Origin of the sequence: Kitasatospora sp. LaBMicrA B282, assembly GCF_050325825.1 — a bacterium.
Classification (GTDB): domain Bacteria; phylum Actinomycetota; class Actinomycetes; order Streptomycetales; family Streptomycetaceae; genus Kitasatospora.
On record NZ_JBNQTI010000027.1, the window covers coordinates 22,577 to 42,738 of the forward strand.

Below are 20,162 nucleotides of genomic sequence, written 5' to 3' on the forward strand. Positions count from 1 at the left end.
GAGAAGAGCCCTGCCCCCGCCGTTCCCCCGGCGAGGGCAGGGCTCTTCGCGCGTCCGGCCGCCGGTGGCCGCGCGCGCCGGGGCATGGCCGACGACCGGCCGAAATATAGGGCGGTCCCGGAGATTGGTCACTGCCGGACATGTGTACTCCGGCGCCGGGCGCCGGCGGGTGCTCGCCGAATCGGTTGAAAGGCTCCGATGATCGCCCAGACCACGGCGGAGACCGCCCGCTGGTTCCGCACCCCGACGCCCCGGCCGCACGCCCGCGTGCGGCTGGTCTGCTTCCCGCACGCCGGCGGCTCCGCCGGCGCCTTCCGCGCGCTCGCCGGCGACCTGCCCGCCGACGTCGAGCTGGTGGCCGTCCAGTACCCGGGCCGCCAGGACCGCTACGGCGAGTCGCCCGCGACCGACCTGGACACCCTGGCCGGCGACATCGCGGCCGCGATCGAGCCGCTGCTGGACCGCCCGGTGGCGTTCCTCGGGCACAGCCTGGGCGGCACCGTCGCCTTCGAGACCGCCCGCCGCCTGTCCTCGCGGCACCGCCCGGCGCTGCGTCACCTCTTCGCCTCCGCCCGCCGCGCCCCCTCGGTGCCCAACCCCTTCCCCCCGCTGCTCGACGAGGCGGGGGTGCTGGCGTACGTGCGCACCCTCGGCGGCGTCGGCGCCCAGCTGCTGCAGGACGCGGAGCTGCGCGAGATGGCGCTGCCGGTGCTGCGCGCCGACTTCCACCTGGTGGACACCTACCGCTACCGGCCCGGCGCCCCGCTGCTCTGCCCGATCACCGCCGTCGTCGGCCGGGACGACGAGGCCTGCCGGCCCGAGGACGCCCGCCGCTGGGCCGAGTGCACGGCCGGCGGCTTCGAGCTGCGCACCGTCGCGGGCGGCCACTTCTACTTCGAGTCCACCACCACCGAGCTCGTCGCCCTGCTGACCGAGCGGCTCGCACCCCTGACGCCCCGGTTCTGACCGGTCCTCACCCGAAGGAGGAGACATCCCATGACGGACCCGTTCAACGACCCGACCGGCCGTTACCGCGTGCTGGTCAACGAGGCCGGCGACTTCTCGCTCTGGCCCGCCTTCGCGGCGGTCCCGGCCGGCTGGACGGTGGCGCTCGAGCCCGCGAGCCGCACCGAGTGCATCGACCACATCAACCGCAACTGGACCGCAGGCCACACGACCGCGAGGGTGAAGAGCAATGTCTGAGAAGCGTCAGGAGAGACTGCCGCTGTCGGCCGCCCAGACCGGCATCTGGTTCGCCCACCAGCTGGACGCCTCCGGCTGCCGGTACAACATCGCCGAGTACAAGGACATCCGCGGCGCGGTCGACCCGCGGCTGATGGACGCCGCCTGGCGCCGGCTGCTCGACGAGGCCTGGGCCTACCGGGTGACGGCGGTGCGCGAGGAGTCGGACGGGCTGGTCCAGTACGTCGACCCGGACGCCGCGGACCGCCACCTGCCGCTGGTCGACGTGTCGGCCGAGCCGGACCCGCAGGCCGCCGCCAAGGCCTGGATGGACGCCGACCTGACCGCGCCGGTCGACCTGGCCGCCGGCCGGGTGACCAGCTTCGCGCTGCTCAAGCTCGCCGAGGACCGCTACTTCTACTACCAGCGCGCCCACCACGTGACCATCGACGCCTACGGCGGCTCGCTGGTCGGCACCCGGATCGCCGAGATCTACACCGCCCTGGCCGCCGGCGAGGACCCGGGCCCGGGCGGCTTCGGCGCGCTCGACGAGCTGCTGGCCGAGGACGCCGCCTACCGCCGCTCGCCGGCCGCCGAGGCCGACCTGCGCTACTGGGTGGAGAAGCTCGCGGACCGCCCCGAGCCGCGCCGCCTGGTCGAGCGCGCCGCCGAGCCGGGGCCGGACCGTCCGGCGATCGGCTACTTCCGCCGCACCGTCACGCTCTCCCAGGAGCACACCGACCGGCTGCGCGAGACCGCCCGCGGCCACCGCGCGCCGTGGTCCATCCTGCTGATCGCGCTGACCGGCGCCTACCTGCAGCGGATGACCGGTCAGCAGCGGCAGATCCTGGGCCTGCCGGTCACCGGCCGGGCCACCCCGCTGGCCCGCCGCACCCCCTCGATGGCCTCGAACTGGGTGCCGCTGCTGCTGGACGTGAGCCCGGAGCAGAGCGCGGCGCAGCTGGTCCGCCAGACGGTCGGCGAGGTGCGCGGCGGCCTCAAGCACCAGATGCCGCGCTACGAGGACGTCTGCCGCGCGCTCGGCCTGACCGGCTCGGACGACGGCCTGGTCGGCCCGACCGTCAACATCATGTCCTTCGACACCGAGCTGCGCTTCGGCGACCACCTCGCCTTCGGCAACAACCTCTCCAACGGCCCGGTCGACGACCTGTGCATCGCGGTCTACGACCGCGCCGACGGCCAGGGCCTGACCATCGACTTCGACGCCAGCCCCGAGCTCTACCAGGAGCACGAGGTGGCCGAGCACCAGGACCGCTTCCTGCGCTTCCTGCAGGGGGTGCTGGACAACCCGGAGACGCCGCTCGGCCAGATCGACCTGCTCACCGCCGAGGAGCGCCACCGGCTGCTGACCGAGTGGAACGCCGCCGCCCTGCAGCCCCCCTACGCCCTGGACGCGCTGGCCGGGGTCGAGGCCCAGGCCGCGCGCACCCCCGAGGCGCCCGCGGTCCGCTGCGACGGCGTCGCGCTGAGCTACCGCGAGCTGGACGAGCGCGCCAACCGCCTGGCCCACCACCTGCGCGACCGCGGCGCCGGCCCGGACCAGGTGGTCGGCGTGCTGCTCGACCGCACGCCGACGCTGCTCACCAGCCTGCTCGGGGTCTGGAAGTCCGGCGCGGCCTACCTGCCGATGGACCCGTCCTGGCCGGCCGCCCGGATCGAGGGCGTGCTGCGCGACGCGGGCGCGGTCGCCGTCGTCACCGACCGCGAACTCGCCTTCGACGGCGCCGTGGTGGACCCGGCCGCGGCGGACGGGGAGCCCGCCACCCGCCCGGCGGTCGACCACGACCCGGACCGGCTCGCCTACGTCATCTACACCTCCGGCTCCACCGGCAAGCCCAAGGGCGTCCAGATCGGGCACCGCAGCCTGGCCAACTACCTCGGCTGGGCGGTCGCGGACTACACCGGCCAGGGCGGCGGCGCCGCACTCTTCTCCTCGGTCGCCTTCGACCTGGTGGTGCCCACGCTCTGGGTGCCGCTGCTCACCGGCGCCCCGGTCACGCTCTTCCCGCACGGCCGCGACCTGGCCGAACTGGGCGCATTCCTGGTCGAGTCGGGCCCCTTCGACTTCCTCAAGCTGACCCCGGGCCACCTGGAGATGCTCTCCCACCAGCTCACCCCGGCCGAGACCGAGGGCCTCACCCCGGTCCTGGTGGTCGGCGGCGAGGCGCTGCTCGGCCAGGTCGCCGAGCGCTGGTGCGAGTGGCTCGGCGGCGGCCGGGTGGTCAACGAGTACGGGCCGACCGAGATCACCGTCGGCAACTGCGTCTTCGACGTCGAGGGCCCGCAGCCCACCGAGGTGGTGCCGATCGGCCGTCCGATCCCGGCCACCAGCATGTACGTGCTGGACGCCGCGCTGCAGCCGGTGCCGGTCGGCACCGTCGGCGAGCTCTGGATCGGCGGCGCCGGCCTGGCCCGCGGCTACCTGGGCCAGCCCGCGATGACCGCCGAGCGCTTCGTGCCGGACCCGTTCGGCGCCCCGGGCGGGCGGCTCTACAAGACCGGCGACACCGCCCGGGTGCTGCCCGACGGCAACGTCGACTACCTCGGCCGCGGCGACGACCAGGTCAAGATCCGCGGCTACCGGGTCGAGATCGGCGAGATCGAGGCCGCCCTCGGGCGCCACCGGGCGGTGGCCCAGGCCGTGGTGCTGGTCCGCGAGGACCGCCCGGGCGACCGCCGCCTGGTCGCCTACGTGGTGCCCGCCGCCGGCCCCGACGCCGCCGAGCTCGACACCGCCGACCTGCTCGGCTTCGCGGGCACCCTGCTGCCCGAGTACATGGTCCCGGCCACCGTGGTGACCCTCCCCGCGCTGCCGCTGACCGCCAACGGCAAGGTCGACCGCGCCGCGCTGCCGGCCCCCGAACTCCCGTCCGCCGAGGCGGCCCGGGCCCCGCGCACCCCGCGCGAGGAGCTGTTCTGCGGCCTGCTCGCCGAGGTGCTCGGCCTGGACCGGGTCGGCCCCGACGACTCGTTCTTCGACCTGGGCGGCGACAGCATCATGTCGATCCAGCTGGTCGCCCGGGCCCGCCGGGCCGGGCTGACCATCACCGCCCGGGACGTCTTCACCCGCCGCACCGCCGCCGCTCTGGCCGAGGCCGCCCTCGACCTGCCGCAGGCCGCCGTCGAGGCCCCGGGCGCGGGCCTGGGCCCGCTGCCGCTCACCCCGATCGCCCACTGGCTGGCCGAACACCCCGGCACCGTCGACCAGTTCGACGCCTACAACCAGGCCATGACGCTGCAGGTGCCGGCCCTCACCGAGCCGGAACTGCTGACCGCCCTGCAGGCCGTGCTCGACCACCACGACGCGCTGCGGCTGCGGATGACCGACGACTGGGAGCTGACCGTCACCGCGCCGGGCACCGTCGCGGCCGCCGACTGCGTGCGCCGGGTCGACGCCACCGGTCTCGACGAGCGGGCGCTGGCCGCGCTCCGCGCCGAGCAGGGGCTGGCCGCCCGCGGGCGGCTCGCGCCGCGCGAGGGCGTGATGGTGCAGGCCGTCTGGTTCGACCGGGGCGCGGCCGAGTCCGGCCAACTGCTGCTGGTGCTCCACCACCTGGTGGTCGACGGGGTCACCTGGCGCCTGCTGGTGCCGGACCTGGCCCAGGCCTGGCAGGCGGTCGCCGAGGGCCTGGTCCCGGCCCTGGACCCGGTCGGCACCTCGTTCCGCAGCTGGGCGCAGCGCCTGACCGCCGAGGCCCAGCGCCCCGAGCGGGAGGCCGAACTCGGCTGGTGGCAGAGCACCCTGGCGGGTGCCGAGCCGCTCTGGATCAACCCGGTGCGGGACACCCACGGCAGCGCCGAGCGGCTCACCCTGCGGCTGCCCGCCGAGGTCACCGAGCAACTGCTCACCACGCTGCCCGCCGCCTACCACGCGGAGGTCAACGACGTCCTGCTCACCGGCTTCGCGCTGGCCTGCGACGGCGAGGCGCTGGTCGACCTGGAGGGCCACGGGCGGGAGAGCGACGCGCTCGGCGGCGGCGACCTGTCGCGCACCGCGGGCTGGTTCACCAGCCTCTACCCGGTGCGGCTGACCGCGGGCCCGCTCGACCTCGCCGAGGCGCGGGCCGGCGGCGCGGCGGCCGGCACCCTGCTCAAGCGGGTCAAGGAGCAGCTGCGCGCGGTGCCGGACAAGGGCATCGGCTACGGCCTGCTCCGCCACCTGAACCCGCGCACCGGTCCACTGCTGGCCGAACTGCCGCGCCCGCGCTACGGGTTCAACTACCTGGGCCGGTTCGCCGGGGCCACCGCCGACTGGGCGGTGCTGCCCGAGCTGGAGGGCCGGGTGCCCGGCGCCGACGAGCGGATGCCGCTCGCCCACGGCGTGGAGCTCAACGCCCTGGTCCAGGACGGCCCGCAGGGCCCCGAGCTGGTCGCCGAGTGGAGCTGGGCGCCGCGGCTGCGTTCCGCCGAGAGCGTGCGCGAGCTGGCCGAGGGCTGGTTCGCGGCGCTGCGCGCGCTGGCCGCGCACGCCGCCGCCCCGGACGCCGGTGGTCGCACCCCGTCCGACCTGGCGCCGGCCGAGCTGACGCAGGCGGAGATCGAGCAGCTGGAGTCCCAGGTCCCGGACCTGGTGGACGTGCTGCCGCTCTCCCCGCTGCAGCAGGGCCTGTTCTTCCACGCCCTGTACGACACCGGGGAGACCGACGTCTACCTGGCCCAGCTGGAGCTGGACCTGGTCGGCGAGCTGGACGCCGGCGCCCTGCGGACGGCCGCGGCGGCGCTGCTGGACCGCCACGCCAACCTGCGCGCCGGCTTCCACGGCGGCCTGCGCCACCCGGTGCAGGTGATCCCGGCCGGCGTCGACCTGCCCTGGCGCGAGGTCGACCTGACCGAGGACCCGGAGCGGGCCGAGCAGCTGGCCGCCGAGGAGCGCGGCCGCCGCTTCGACCTCGACCGCCCGCCGCTGCTGCGCTTCGCCCTGCTGCGGCTGGCGGCCGACCGGCACCGCCTGGTCCTCACCAACCACCACCTGCTGCTGGACGGCTGGTCGATGCCGGTGCTGATCCAGGAGCTGCTGGCGCTCTACGCGGCCGGCGGCGACGCCACCGCGCTGCCCCGGGTCCGCCCCTACCGCGAGCACCTGGAGCACCTGGACGCCCAGGACCGGATGGCCGCCCGCGCCGCCTGGCAGGCCGCGCTCGCCGGGCTGGAGGAGCCGACCCGGGTGCGCGCGGTGCCGCCGGGCCGGGTGCCGACGGTGCCGACGCGGCTGGAGTTCCGCGCCCCGGCGCAGCTCGGCACGGCGCTGGCCGAGCAGGCCCGGGCCCACGGGCTGACCCTCAACACCCTGCTGCAGGGCGCCTGGGCGATCACCCTGGGCCGCACCACCGGGACCACCGACGTCACCTTCGGCGTCACCGTCTCCGGCCGCTCGGCCGAACTGCGCGGCTCCGAGGGCATGGTGGGCCTGTTCATCAACACCCTGCCGCTGCGGCTGCGGCTGGACCCGGCCGAGTCGCTGGCCGAGCTGCTGGGCCGGCTGCAGGGCGAGCAGGCCGGGCTGCTGGAGCACCAGCACCTGGGCCTGGCGGAGATCCAGGAACTGGCCGGGGTCGGCGAGCTCTTCGACACCGCGATGGTCTTCGAGAACTACCCGCTGGACGCGGCGGCGCTGCACGCGCCGGTCGGGGGAGTGCGACTGGCCGACGTGCGGGTGCACGACGCCGTGCACTACACCTTCGGCCTGATGGCCGTGCCGGAGGGCGACACCCTGGCCTTCCGGATGGACTACCAGACCGACCTGGTCTCCGCCGCCGAGGCGCAGCAGGTCGCCGACCGGCTGCTGCGGGTGCTCACCGCGCTGGCGGGCGACGCGGCGCTGCCGCTGGGCCGGCTGGACGCGCTGGCGCCCGAGGAGCGGCACCGGCTGCTCACCGCCTGGAACGACACCGAGGTCGCGGTCGCCGCCGATCCGCTGCCGGTGCTCTTCCAGGCCCGGGTGGCGGCGGCACCCACGGCGGTGGCGCTGGCCTTCGACGCCGAGCGGCTGAGCTATGCCGAGCTGAACGAGCGGGCCAACCGGCTGGCCCGGCTGCTGGTGGAGCGGGGCGCGGGCCCGGACGGGTTCGTGGCGATCGCCCTGGAGCGCTCGATCGAGCTGGTCGTCGCCCAGCTGGCGGTGCTCAAGGCCGGTGCGGCCTTCCTGCCGCTGGACCCGCGCTACCCGGCCGACCGGATCGCCTACATGCTCGCCGACGCCGACCCGGCGCTGGTGATCACCACGGCCGACGTGGCCGCCGAGCTGCTCACCGGGAGCACGGTGCCGCGGGTGCTGGTGGAGCGGACCGACACCGCCGGCTATCCGGCCGGCGACCTCACCGACGCGGAGCGCACCGCCCCGCTGACCGCCGCCCACCCGGCCTACGTGATCTACACCTCCGGGTCGACCGGCCGCCCGAAGGGCGTGGTGGTCACCCACACCGGCCTGGCCTCGATGGTCGAGAGCCAGCGCACCGGCCTCGCGGTCACCCCGGACAGTCGGGTGCTGCTCTTCGCCTCGCCGAGCTTCGACGCGGCGGTCTGGGAGCTGGGCATGGCCCTGCTCACCGGTGCCCGCGCGGTGCTCTCCGACGCCGAGCGGCTGCTGCCCGGCCCGGCGCTGGTCGAGCTGATCGCCGAGCAGGGGGTCACCCACGTCACCCTGCCGCCGACCGCGCTGGCCGTGCTGCCGCCGGACGCGCTGCCGGTGGGCGGCACCCTGGTGGTGGCCGGCGAGGCCTGCCCGCCCGACCTGGTCGAGTACTGGTCCGGGCGGTTGCGGATGGTCAACGCCTACGGCCCGACCGAGTCCACGGTCTGCGCCAGCATGAGCGAGCCGCTGCACGGCCGGGTGCAGCCGCCGATGGGCCGCCCGGTCGCCAACACCCAGCTGTACGTGCTGGACGGCAGCCTGCAGCCGGTCCCGGCCGGTGTGGTCGGCGAGCTGTGGATCGCGGGCGCCGGTCTGGCCCGGGGCTACCTCAACCGCCCCGACCTGTCGGCCGAGCGCTTCGTCGCCAACCCGTTCGGTGCGCCCGGCAGCCGGATGTACCGCTCGGGCGACCTGGTCCGTCGGCAGGCCGACGGCAGCCTGGAGTACCTGGGCCGGGCCGACCACCAGGTCAAGGTGCGCGGCTTCCGGATCGAGCCCGGCGAGATCGAGGCCGTGCTCGCCCAGCACCCCGCGCTGGCCCAGGTGTTCGTGATGGTCCGGGAGGACCGCCCGGGTGACCGGCGGCTGGTCGGCTACGCCGTCCCGCAGCCGGGCGAGCGGGTCGACGCGGCGGCGCTGCGCGCCTTCGTCGGCGAGTCGCTGCCCGACTACCTGGTCCCGGCCACCGTGGTGGCGCTGGACGCGCTGCCGCTGACCGCCAACGGCAAGGTCGACCGCAAGGCGCTGCCGGCCCCCGACCCGGGCCGCAGCGGCCCGCGCACCGCCCCTGCCGACCCGCAGCAGGCCGCGCTCTGCGCGAGCTTCGCCGAGGTGCTCGGGCTGGACGAGGTGGGCGCCGACGAGTCGTTCTTCGACCTGGGCGGCGACAGCATCCTGGCGATCCGGTTCGTCGCCCGGGCCCGGGCCGCCGGGCTGGTGGTCACCGTCCGCGAGGTCTTCCAGCACCGCACGGCGCAGGCGCTGGCGGCCGTCGCCCGCCCGGTCGAGGCGGCGGCGCAGCAGGTCCACTCGGTCTTCGCCGACCCGGAGTCCGAGCGGGAGGCCGCCGAACTGCTGGCCGCCCGGCCGGAGCTGGCGGACGCCCTGCCGCTCTCCTCGCTGCAGGAGGGCTTCCTCTTCCACGCCCTGCTGGCCGACGGTGAGGTCGACGTCTACACCACCCAGGTCCACTTCGACCTGCACGGCGACCTCGACCTGCCGCGGCTGCGGACCAGCGCCGAGCAGCTGCTGGCCCGGCACGCCGGGCTGCGGGCCGGCTTCCACCGGACGGGGCTGGGCAGCCCGCTCCAGCTGGTCCACCGCACGGTCGCACTGCCCTGGTACGAGGACGACCTGACCGGGGACGCCGCGGCGGTCGCCGCGGCCGAGCGGCTGGCGCTGGCCGACCGGCTGCGCCCGTTCGACTTCGAGCGCCCGCCGCTGCTGCGGCTGCGGGTCGCCAAGCTGGACGCGCAGCTGCACCGGGTGATCCTGACCGGTCACCACATCCTGTGGGACGGCTGGTCGGTGCCGGTGCTGCTGGAGGAGCTGTTCACGGTCTACCGCCAGGGCGGCGACGCGAGCGGCCTGCCCGAGCCGACGCCGCTGCGTGCGTACCTCGGCTGGCTGGCCGGCCAGGACCAGGCGGCGGCCCGGGCGGCCTGGGCCGGGTCGCTGGCGGGGCTGCGGCCCACGCTGGTGGCGCCGGAGGCCGCGCACCGCGAGCCGGTGCAGCAGGACTCGGTCGGCGTCGAGCTCTCGGAGCAGGTCACCGAGGAGCTGCGGGCCGCCGCGCGGGCGCACGGCATCACCCTCAACACCGCGGTGCAGGGCGCCTGGGCGCTGGTGCTGGCCCGGCTGACCGGGGAGTCGGACGTGGTCTTCGGGGCCACCGTCTCGGGTCGCCCGGCCGAGGTCCCCGGGGTCGAGCGGATGATCGGGATGTTCCTGAACACCCTGCCGGTCCGGGTCCGGCTCGACGACGAGGAGCCGCTGGCCGAGCTGCTGGTGCGCCTCCAGGACGAGCAGGCGGCGCTGCTGCCGCACCACCAGCTGGGGCTGAGCGAGATCCGACAGCTGGTCGGCGAGAAGGTGCTGTTCGACACCACGACGATCCACCAGAACGCGCCGCTGGACGCGGCCGAGCTGGCCGCGGGGCTGGACGGCCTGCGGCTCGGCGACGCCGCCAGCGTCGACGCCACCCACTACCCGCTGCGGATGCAGGCGGTGCCGGCGCTCTACGGCTCCGGGCTCGAACTGCGGCTCGGTTACCGCCCGGACGTCTACGATCACGCGGAGGCGCAGCGCCTGATCGACCAGGTCCACCGGGTCCTGGACACGCTGCTGACCGACCCGCGGACCCCGGTGGGCCGGCTGGAGCTGGTCTCGGCGGAGGAGCAGGCCCAGCTGCTGGCCGGCTGGGGTGGCTACTGATGGTGCGCCAGGGACGGCGCTCGGACCACCTGACCACCTGGTAGGAAGATGATCATGATAGACAGCAACGACGTCGTACGGCTGGAGCGGGTCAGCCGCAGCTACGGCACCGGACCCAACGCCGTCACCGCGCTGGACGGCGTGACGGTCGGCTTCGCCCGGGGCACCTTCACCGCGGTGATGGGCCCCTCCGGGTCGGGCAAGAGCACCCTGCTGCAGTGCGCGGCCGGGCTCGACCGGCCGGACGCCGGCACGGTGGTGGTGGACGGGGTGGACCTGGGCGGCCTGACCGAGACCGCGCTCACCGAGCTGCGGCGCGAGCGGCTCGGGTTCATCTTCCAGTCCTTCAACCTGCTGGGCGCGCTCACCGCCGAGCAGAACGTCGGGCTCCCGCTGCGCCTGGCCGGGCGCAGGCCCGATGCGGACCGGGTGCGGACCGCGCTCGCCCAGGTCGGCCTGGGCGAGCGGGTCGGCCACCTGCCCTCCCAGCTCTCCGGCGGCCAGCAGCAGCGGGTCGCCATCGCCCGGGCGCTGATCTCGGCCCCCAAGGTGCTCTTCGCCGACGAGCCGACCGGCGCACTGGACAGCACCAGCAGCCGCGAGGTGCTCACCCTGCTGCGCTCGCTGGTGGACGGTCAGGGCCAGAGCACCATCATGGTCACCCACGACCCGGTCGCCGCCTCGTACGCGGACACCGTGCTCTTCCTGGCCGACGGCCAGGTGGTGGACCACCTGGTGGGGCCCGACCCGCAGACCGTCGCCGAGCGGATGACCGGCCTGGAGGCGGCCCGGGGCGGCGGTGCCCGGCGATGAACGCCACCCTGTTGCTCCCCGTCGCCGCCGCCTCGCTGCGGCGGCGGTGGCCGGCCTTCCTCGGCTCCTTCGTCGCGCTCGCCCTCGGCGTGGCCGTGATGTCCGCGGCCGGGGAACTGCTCAACACCACGATGGGGCAGGACTCGCTGCCCGGTGCGCCCTCGCTGCACAAGCTGGTCGGCTTCATGGCGGCGATGGCCGGCTTCGTCTCGGTCTTCGTGGTCTCCAGCACCTTCGCCTTCGCCGTCGCCCAGCGCCGCCAGGAGACGGCGATGCTCCGGGCGGTCGGCGCGACCCCACGTCAGGTCCGGCTGCTGGTGCTCGGCGAGGCCCTGGTGGTGGCGCTGGCCGCCGCCGTGGCCGGCTGCCTGCTGGGCCTGGCGGTGGCGCCCGCGATCGCCTCCTGGCTGATCGCCAAGGGCGCCGCCCCGGCCGGCTTCCAGGCCCAGGTGGCGCCGGTGCCGCTGCTGCTCGCCGGGGCGGGCGGCCTGCTCGTCGCGCTGCTCGGCGCCTACACGGCGGCCCGCCGGGCCGGCCGGGTGCGCCCGGTGGAGGCGCTGGGCGAGGTCGCCGTGGACAAGAGGGTGATGCCGCCGCTGCGCTGGGTGGCCGCGCTGCTCTACCTGGGCGTCTTCGGCTACACCCTGCAGACCTTCATCTCGATGCCCGCCTCGATGCTGGCCGACCCGACCTCGCGCGACCCCTCCACCACCCCGCAGTGGGCGCTGCTCTTCGACGTGATGGCGGTGCTGGCGATCGTGCTCATCGCGCCGGTGCTGGTGCCGCCGTTGGTGCGGCTGTTCACCGTGGTGGTGCCGCTGCTGCCCGGCGCCGCCGGGCTGATCGCCCGGCAGAACGCGCTCGCCGCGATCCGCCGCACGGTCTCCACCGCCACCCCGGTCTTCCTGGTGATCGGCCTGGCCGGCTCGGTGGTCGGCGGCACGGTGGCGTTCAGCGACGCGATGGCCGCCCAGGGCAGGGCCGCGCTGCGGGCCGGGTACGTGGTCGAGCCGAGCGGCACCGGTGCCGCCGTGCCGGCCGACGCGCTGCACCGGCTGGCCGCGCTGCCCGGCGCGCAGCTCACCACGGCCGCCGACGTCCAGATCAACAGCCTCACCGACACCACCCAGCGCCTGGCCCCCGGCCGCCCGACCGATCTGCCGATCCCGGAGACCGGCCTGGCCGTGGACGGCGACCTGCGCACCGCCTGGAACCTCTCGGTGGACGACGGCTCGCTCGGCGACCTGCACGGGCGCACGATCGCCGTCTCCGCCGACATGGCCCGGGTCTTCGGCTGGCAGGTCGGCGACACCCTGAACGCCACCTTCGCCGACGGCAGCACCGCACCGCTCAAGCTGGTCGCCGAGGTGCACCACCTGCTGCCGCAGCTGCCGGAGGTGGTGGTGCCGCGCGAGGCGGTGACCGGCTCCTCGGCGGTCTCGGTCGCCTACCTGGGCGTGGCCGCGGGCACCGGGCCGCAGCAGGTCACCGCGGCGCTCGGCAGCCCGGCCGCGGCTACGGCCACCGCCGGCGGCGCCTGGGTGGATGCGCACAACGCGCAGACCACCCGCAACGGCTGGATCGCCATGCTGGCCATCCTCGGCCCGGCCCTGCTCTACGCGCTGCTCGCCATCGTCAACACGATGATGATGTCCACCGGCGACCGCCTGCGCGACTTCGCCACCCTGCGCCTGACCGGCGGCACCCGCCGCCAGGTGCTGCGCGTGGTCGCGGGCGAGACCGTGCTGGTGGTGGCCACCGCGGCGGCACTCGGGCTCATCGTCACGCTGCTCACCCAGTACGCCACCGTGCTGCTGATCGAGAACCGGATCCTGAACGCCAGCCAGCACGCCGCCTACCAGGTCCCCTGGTCGACGCTGGCCGGCTCGGCGGGCCTCTGCCTGGTGCTGGCGCTGGTCGCCAGCCTGGTCCCGGCCCGCCTGGCGCTGCGGATCCGCCCGCTCGACCTGGTGGCCGGTCGGCAGTAGCCGAGCAGGGCACACGAGAAGGGGTCCGGCTCGATGAGCCGGACCCCTTCTCGTCGTCGCCGCTGTCCGTCGGACAGCGCCCGTCCGTCGACAGCACTTGTCCGCCGGGCAGCGCCTGTCAGTCGGACATCGCCACCAGCACGCGCCGGCTGCCGGTGAACGGGCGCCGCCCGTGGCCGACCAGCACGTTGTCGATCAGCAGCACGTCGCCCGGGCGCCAGTCCACGTTCACGGCCTCGTCCAGGCCGCGGTCACGGATCTGCTCGACCCACTCGGCCGGGATCGGCGAACCGTCGGCGAGGGTGACGGACTGCGGCAGGTCCTCGACCGGCATGATGCTGGCCAGCGTCGCGGCGGTCTCGTCGCCGAGGCCGGCCGGGTGCCACTGGTCGGCCTGGTTGAACCAGACCTCGGTGCCGGTCACCGGGTGCCGGGTGGTGGCCGGGCGCAGCTGCGCCACCCGCAGGCCGCCGTCCTTCTTCCACTCCCAGGTCGCCTCGGTCCCGGCGAGGAACGCCTCGACCTCCTCGCGGCTGTCCGTCTCGAAGGTCTGCTGCCAGCTCTTGCCGAAGCCGTAGCCGTCGTGCAGGTTCTGCAGGTAGCGCACGCCGCCGGCGAAGGCCTCGCGCACCTCGGGGTCGAGCGCCGCCAGCCAGCGCACCCCGTCCACCACCGGGGTGGCGCCGCCGGTCTCCGCCGCGACCTCGCAGTAGAAGGCGAGCCGGGCCGGCCACTGGTGCGCGTAGGACATCTCGTTGTGCATCGAGATGGTGAACTCCTGCGGGTACTCCGTGGAGGTGTAGAGGTTCTGGCCGACCTTGGTGCGCGGCGAGTTGCCGTGCACGTAGGCCAGGCGGTTCGGCAGCAGCAGGTCGAAGACCTTGTCCAGCTCGCCGGGGGTGACCCCGAAGCCGCGGAAGACCAGGGCCTTCTCGCGGGTCAGCAGCCCGGTGAGGTCCTCCAGCCGCTGGAGGTGGTCGATCAGACCGTACGGCGTGGCTTCGGCGCCGACGTCCGCCGGGCCGATCTCGGTCGGAATCCAGTTCTGTTCTGCGCCCATGGGACAGCTCTCTCGGTAGGAGGGGTCAGGCCTGGGCCACTCTCACCGGTTCGCCCATGCGGGTTCACTAAGGGTTCTATATCCCCGCCGAAAATCACTGAGGGTCATGGGGGGAGCGCTGCGGAGTGTCCGACGGGTACTGTGATCGTTTGGTGGCGGAGGACTGCGTTCCGGCTTCCGCACCGGCAGTACGGGCGTCCTCAAAAACAGGGGAGGGACGCCCGATGAACGGGGGATTCGGTTGGACGTTCAGCTGGACTTCTGCTTGCTGGGCCCGCTCGCGGTCGCCGCGGACGGGCGCCGGATCGCCGTCGGCGGCCCGCGGCAGCGCACCATCCTGGCGCTGCTGCTGTTGTCACCCGACGCGATCGTCTCGGTCGACGCCATGGTCGAGGCGGTGTGGCACGGGGAACCGCCCGCGACCGCGCGCACCCAGGTGGCGATCTGCGTCGCCGGGCTGCGCAAGATCTTCCGCGCCGAGGGGTGCAGCGACGACCTGATCGCCACGGTGCACCCGGGCTACCAGTTCAACACCGGCCACCACCGGATCGACCTGCTGGTCTTCCAGGAGCTGGTCGCCGCGGCCGAGCAGGCCGCGGCGCAGGGCCGGACCGCGGAGGCCGCCGAGCTCTACGAGCGCGCGCTCGGGCTCTGGCGCGGCCCGGTGCTGGAGGGCGTCTCCGGGCGGCCGGTGGAGGACGAGGCCGCCCGCCTCGACGAGGTCCGGCTGGCCTGCTACGAAGCCTCCGTCGAACGCCAGCTCGCCCTCGGCCGGCACCTGGAGGTGATCGGCTCGCTGGCCGCGGTGGTGCGCGAGCACCCGCTGCGCGAGCGGGCCCGGCACGCCCTGATGCTGGCCCAGCACCGCGCCGGGCGAAGAGCCGACGCGATGGAGACCTTCCGGGAGGGCCGGCGACAGTTCATCGACGAACTCGGCCTGGAACCCGGCACCCCCCTGATCCAGCTGCACGACGCCATCCTGCGCGACGACCCCGCGCTCGTCCTGCCGGAGCGGCCCGCCACCGAGCCGGCCGCGGAGCCGGCGCTCCCGCCGGTCGCCGACCGGCGCCCCACCCCGTCCTTCCTCCCGCCCAACGTGCCCGGCTTCACCGGCCGCGGCGCGGAGCTGGCGCTGCTCGACCAGCTGGTGGCGGACGAGCGCTCGGCGGAGCAGCCGCCCGGCATCGGCTTCGTCACCGGCGTCGCCGGGGTCGGCAAGACCGGCCTGGCGGTGCACTGGGCGCACCGGGCCTCCGGCCACTTCCCGGACGGCCGGCTCTACGTCGACCTCTGCGGCCACGACGACACCCACGAGCCGACCAGCGCCGCCGACGTGCTCAGCCGCTTCCTGCGCGCCCTCGGCGTGCCCAGCGAGCAGATCCCGGCCGACCCGGGCGAGCGCACCGCGCTCTACCGCAGCCTGCTCGCCGACCGCCAGGTGCTGCTGGTGCTGGACAACGCCCGCACGGTCTCGCAGATCCAGCCGCTGCTGCCGAGCAACGGCAAGTGCTGCGTGATCGTCACCAGCCGCGAGCCGATGGAGCAGCTGATGCTCCGCTACGGCGCGGTCCGGGTCCAACTCGGTCTGCTGCCGATGCCCGAGGCGATCGACCTGCTCGCCCGGATCGTGCCCGACGACAAGATCGCCGCCGACCCGGTGCAGGCCGAGCGGCTCGCCGAACTCTGCGACCGGCTGCCGCTGGCGCTGCGGATCGCCGGCGCCCGGCTGGCCTCCAAGGCGCACTGGTCGGTCAAGCACCTGGTGGCCCGGCTGGCCGACGAGCGTCGCCGACTGGACGAGCTCAGTCAGGGCGAGTCCCAGGTCCGCGCCGGCTTCGCGCTCAGCTACCGCTACCTGCCCTCCGACGCGGCGCGGCTCTACCGCCGGCTCGCCCTGCTGGAGGCCCCCGACGTCACGGTCTGGGCCGCGGCCGCCCTGCTGGACGCGCACCCCTTCGAGGCCGAGCGGCTGCTGGAGCAGCTGGTCGACGTCCAGCTGCTGGAGGTGACCGGCACCGACGGCACCGGCCAGCTCCGGTTCCGCCAGCAGAACCTGCTGCGGCTCTTCGCCCGGGAGCGGGTGCAGGCCGAGGAGGAGGCCGCCGAACGCGAGGCGAGCCTGGACCGGGCGCTGCGCGCCTGGCTGACCATCGCCGAGCAGGCGCACCGGCAGGAGTACGGCGGGGACTTCTCGCTGATCCACGGCAGCACGCCGCGCTACCCGGTGGACGACCTGCTGGTCGAGGAGCTGGTGGCCAGCCCGCTGGACTGGTTCGAGGCCGAGCGGCTGTCGCTGCTCGCGGCCGTCGACCAGTCCGCCCGGCTGGGGAAGGACGAACTGGCGTGGGACCTGGCGGCCTCGGCGACGGTCCTCTTCGAGACCCGGGACTACCCGGAGGACTGGCGCTTCTGCTGCGAGACCGCGCTGGCGGCCACCCGGTCGGCGGGGAACCGGCGCGGTGAGGCGGCGATGCTCGAGTCCCTGGGCGCGCTGCAGATCCGCACCCGCCGCCTGGACGAGACCAGTGAGCTGCTGCAGACCGCGCTGGCCCGATTCGACGAGGTCGGCGACGAGCACGGCCGGGCCCTGACGCTGCGTTCCCAGGCGCTGATGGACCGGGCCCTGGGCAACGTCGAGTCGGCCGGGGTCCGGCTGCGGGAGGCGGCGGACCTCTTCCGCAAGGTCGGCGACCTGTCCGCGGAGTCGCACGCCCTCGGCTACCTGGCCCAGGGCGAGTTGGACTTCGGCCGGGCCGAGGAGGCGCTGCGGCTCGGACTGGAGTCGGTCGAGGTGTCCCGACGGATCGGGGAGACCCGGGGGCTGGCGCAGGCCGTGTTCCGGCTCGGGCGGGCCTACCTGACGCTGAGTCGGTTCGACGAGGCGGAGGAGTCGCTGCGCGAGGTGGTGCGGATCGTGACCGCCAAGCGCGACTCCCTGGGCACGGTCTACGCCCTGCTCGGCCTGGGGGAGACGGAGCTCCGGCGCGGCCGACTGGACCGCGCGGAAGCCGAGTTGCTGGCGGTGCTGGTGGAGGCCGAACAGCTCGACAATCCCCTGGCGGAGGCCCGCATCCACCAGGCGCTCGGTCAGGTCAGCCGGGCCGGCGGCGACACGGAGGAGGCCCGGCAGCGCCTGGGCCGGGCCGCCGAGCTCTTCCGGACCGCCGGTGCCCAGCGCGACCTGAGGCTGGTCGAGGAGGAACTGGCCGCCCTCTGACGCCGCGGCCGGACCCCGGCCCAGTGGCCGGACCCCAGCCCCGTGGCGGGCACCCCATCTTCCCGGAAGGGGTGACCGCCACGGGGTTTCCATATTTCTCCGGGATATGTGCGATTGATAGCCGGGATATGACTTCCTGCTAGATCCTCTGCATAGATTTCAATGGCGCGAACGAAGAAGTCGCAGAAGCCGAAGCATGGAGCCAGAAATGTCCACAAGCAGTGTCGTCCCCCCCTTCGCGGTCATTTCCGGCGCGCAGGTCAACGGTGTGCTGGAAGGGCGCCAGAAGGAGGTCGTGGACATCGTCGAGCAGGCGTACCGGATCCACGGCGAGGGTGCGACGGTCAACCCGCCGTCGTACTTCCTGAAGTTCCCCGACCGGCCCAGCTCGCGGATCATCGCGCTGCCCGCCTCGATCGGGGGCGAGGTGCAGGTGGACGGGCTGAAGTGGATCTCCAGCTTCCCGGAGAACGTCGAGGCGGGCATCCCGCGCGCCTCGGCCGTGCTGATCCTCAACGACCACGCGACCGGCTACCCGATCGCCTGCCTGGAGAGCTCGATCATCAGCGCGGCCCGCACCGCCGCCTCCGCCGCGCTGGCCGCCGCCAAGCTGGCCGAGAGCCGCGGCGAGCGCCCGCGCCGGGTCGGCTTCGTCGGCACCGGCCTGATCGCCCGCTACCTGCACAGCTACCTGGCCGGCACCGGCTGGGACTTCGACGCCGCCGGGGTGTACGACCTGTCGGCCGAGTACGCGGCGGGCTTCGCCGACTACCTGGAGCGCTCCGGCGGGGCCGGCGAGGTCACCGTCCACGACAGTGCGCAGTCCCTGATCGCCGCCAGCGACCTGGTGGTCTTCGCGACCATCGCGGGCACCCCGCACGTCCACGACCCCGCCTGGTTCGCCCACAACCCGCTGGTGCTGCACGTCTCGCTGCGCGACCTGTCGCCCGAGGTGATCCTCGCCGCTACCAACATCACCGACGACGTCGAGCACTGCCTGAAGGCCGACACCTCGCTGCACCTGACCGAGCAGCGGCTCGGCCACCGCGACTTCGTCGACGGCACCCTCCACGACGTGCTGACCGGCAAGGTCCGCCCGGCCGCCGACCGTCCGGTGATCTTCTCGCCGTTCGGGCTCGGGGTGCTCGACCTCGCGGTCGGCAAGCACGTCCTGGACTCGGTGCGGGCGAGCGGTGAGCTGGCCGTGGTCGAGGACTTCTTCCACGAGCTGCGCCGCCACGGCTGATCCGCTGCCGCCCCGGCTCTGCCGGCTATCCACCAGCACCACCAGCACCACCAGCACCACCGGCTCCACCCGGCCTCACCCCGGCCCCCGAAGTCTCCGGCCCCACCCCCGGCCGGCCCCCACCGTGCAGCACTCACCCTCAGCGTCCAGCCCCGTCCGTATCCGGGAGGCACCCATGCCGATCATCTCGGCACCGCACGATTTCAACGAACACGACCTCTTCATCGACCTGAGGTCGAGCCTGGGAATTCCGCTGCACCTGAAGTGCGAGGGAATGAACTTCGCCGGGTCGATCAAGCAGAAGGCGGCCGTCGGGATGATCGAGGCGGCCGAGCGGGCCGGCCGGCTGCGACCGGATTCCATCCTGGTGGAATCGTCCTCCGGAAATCTGGGCGTGGCGCTCAGCATGATGGCCGCCAGCAAGGGCTACGGATTCCTCTGCGTCACCGATTCGCGCTGCAACCTGAACACCAGACGCATGATGGAGGTCTTCGGCGCGAGAGTGCACACCATCACCGAGGCCGACCCGGTGACCGGGCTGCTCGGCGCCCGACTGGCCTACGTCCGGCGGCTGCTGGAGAGCGACGACCGGTACGTCTGGCTGAACCAGTACCAGAACCCGGACAACTGGGGCGCCCACTACCGCTGGACGGCCCCCGCCATCGCCCGGCAGTTCCCGGACCTGGACGTGCTCTTCGTCGGCGCGGGCACCACCGGCACGCTGATGGGCTGCGCCCGCTGGTTCAAGGAGCACCGGCCGCAGGTGCGGATCGTCGCCGTCGACAGCGTCGGCTCGGTCAGCTTCGGGCAGCCGGCGGCACCGCGCTGGATCCCCGGCCTCGGCTCGGGGGTGCGGCCGGCGATGCTCGACGAGCGGTACGTGGACGACGTGCGGATGGTCGAGGAGATCGACACGGTCCGGATGTGCCACCGGCTCGCCGCCCGGGGCTTCCTGTTCGGCGGTTCGACCGGCACGGCTGTCGCGGGGGCAGCCGCCTGGTTGGCCGAACACGACCCCGCGGGCCGGCTCACCGCCGCCACCATCGGGCCGGACCTCGGGGAGCGCTACCTCGACACCGTGTACCAGACCAACTGGGTCCAGGACATCTACGGCAGCGAGGCGCTGGAGCAGTTGGCGACCCCCGTCGGGATGCCGTCCGCGGTGGCCGTCAAGGCCCCGGACGCGCTCCCGCTCGCGGCCTGATATCGGCCGCTGACCTGCGGTTTTCTTCTCCCCTGCCCGGTCGATATCGGTCCGGGCCGGAGCCCATAACAGATCGATAAGGGATCGAAGTCGCGCCTTCCTACTGTCTTCCACGTCAGCAGGAAACACCGGACAACACCGGACACTCCGACAGGAATGGTCGAAATGCGCCTCATCGGTATCAACTTCGCGAAGCAGCTCGCCGTCGTCGCCCTCGGCACCGCCGCGGCCCTCGGCACTGTCGTCGCCACCGAGTCGGCCGCTGTCGCCACCCACCAGTCGACCGTCGCGGCCGCCGCGCCGGCTCCGGGTTCGGTCGCTCCCGCCAGCAACGAGTGGGGCTGGTAACTCCCCCTCAGCTGTCCGC

At 74.2% G+C, this 20,162-nt stretch carries 10 protein-coding genes; 9 read left to right on the forward strand and 1 reads right to left on the reverse strand.

Annotated features, from left to right (window positions below; all coding sequences use genetic code 11):
- Positions 1-198 precede the first annotated feature (198 nt).
- The 5 genes from ACQRUO_RS10520 to ACQRUO_RS10540 are packed head-to-tail and all read left to right on the forward strand — an operon-like array spanning position 199 to position 13,068.
- A complete protein-coding gene (locus ACQRUO_RS10520; protein WP_428315520.1) occupies positions 199-966 on the forward strand; it encodes a thioesterase II family protein in 768 nt (255 codons plus the stop codon).
- Between the two features lie 30 nt (positions 967-996).
- On the forward strand, positions 997-1,203 hold the full coding sequence (locus ACQRUO_RS10525) for an MbtH family protein (RefSeq protein WP_428315521.1): 207 nt from the start codon (positions 997-999) through the stop codon (positions 1,201-1,203).
- Positions 1,196-10,267, forward strand: a complete 9,072-nt coding sequence (locus ACQRUO_RS10530; RefSeq protein WP_428315522.1) for an amino acid adenylation domain-containing protein — start codon at positions 1,196-1,198, stop codon at positions 10,265-10,267. Before ACQRUO_RS10525 ends, ACQRUO_RS10530 begins: the two co-directional genes overlap by 8 nt.
- Before the next feature lie 54 nt (positions 10,268-10,321).
- On the forward strand, positions 10,322-11,080 hold the full coding sequence (locus ACQRUO_RS10535; protein ID WP_428315523.1) for an ABC transporter ATP-binding protein: 759 nt from the start codon (positions 10,322-10,324) through the stop codon (positions 11,078-11,080).
- Positions 11,077-13,068 (forward strand): ABC transporter permease, encoded by a 1,992-nt coding sequence (locus ACQRUO_RS10540; protein ID WP_428315524.1) that lies wholly within the window; start codon positions 11,077-11,079, stop codon positions 13,066-13,068. The genes ACQRUO_RS10535 and ACQRUO_RS10540 overlap by 4 nt, the downstream gene beginning before the upstream one ends.
- A 118-nt stretch (positions 13,069-13,186) precedes the next feature.
- Here the strand turns inward: ACQRUO_RS10540 and ACQRUO_RS10545 are convergent, their stop codons facing one another.
- The gene (locus tag ACQRUO_RS10545) at positions 13,187-14,128 is read right to left on the reverse strand and encodes a TauD/TfdA family dioxygenase (RefSeq protein WP_428315525.1); all 942 of its coding nucleotides are present in this window, start codon (positions 14,126-14,128) and stop codon (positions 13,187-13,189) included.
- A 241-nt stretch (positions 14,129-14,369) separates the two neighbouring features.
- On the opposite strand from ACQRUO_RS10545, the gene ACQRUO_RS10550 reads away from it, so the two are divergent.
- From ACQRUO_RS10550 to ACQRUO_RS10565, 4 genes are all read left to right on the forward strand, one after another.
- Positions 14,370-17,345 carry a BTAD domain-containing putative transcriptional regulator gene (locus ACQRUO_RS10550; RefSeq protein WP_428315526.1) on the forward strand — a complete coding sequence of 992 codons (2,976 nt, stop codon included), beginning with the start codon at positions 14,370-14,372 and terminating at the stop codon, positions 17,343-17,345.
- Positions 17,346-17,553: 208 nt separating this feature from the next.
- Positions 17,554-18,591, forward strand: a complete 1,038-nt coding sequence (gene sbnB / locus ACQRUO_RS10555) for a 2,3-diaminopropionate biosynthesis protein SbnB (RefSeq protein ID WP_428315527.1) — start codon at positions 17,554-17,556, stop codon at positions 18,589-18,591.
- 175 nt (positions 18,592-18,766) lie between these two features.
- Positions 18,767-19,795 (forward strand): 2,3-diaminopropionate biosynthesis protein SbnA, encoded by a 1,029-nt coding sequence (gene sbnA / locus ACQRUO_RS10560; protein ID WP_428315528.1) that lies wholly within the window; start codon positions 18,767-18,769, stop codon positions 19,793-19,795.
- 165 nt (positions 19,796-19,960) lie between these two features.
- A complete protein-coding gene (locus ACQRUO_RS10565; RefSeq protein WP_428315529.1) occupies positions 19,961-20,143 on the forward strand; it encodes a hypothetical protein in 183 nt (60 codons plus the stop codon).
- Positions 20,144-20,162: the final 19 nt, after the last annotated feature.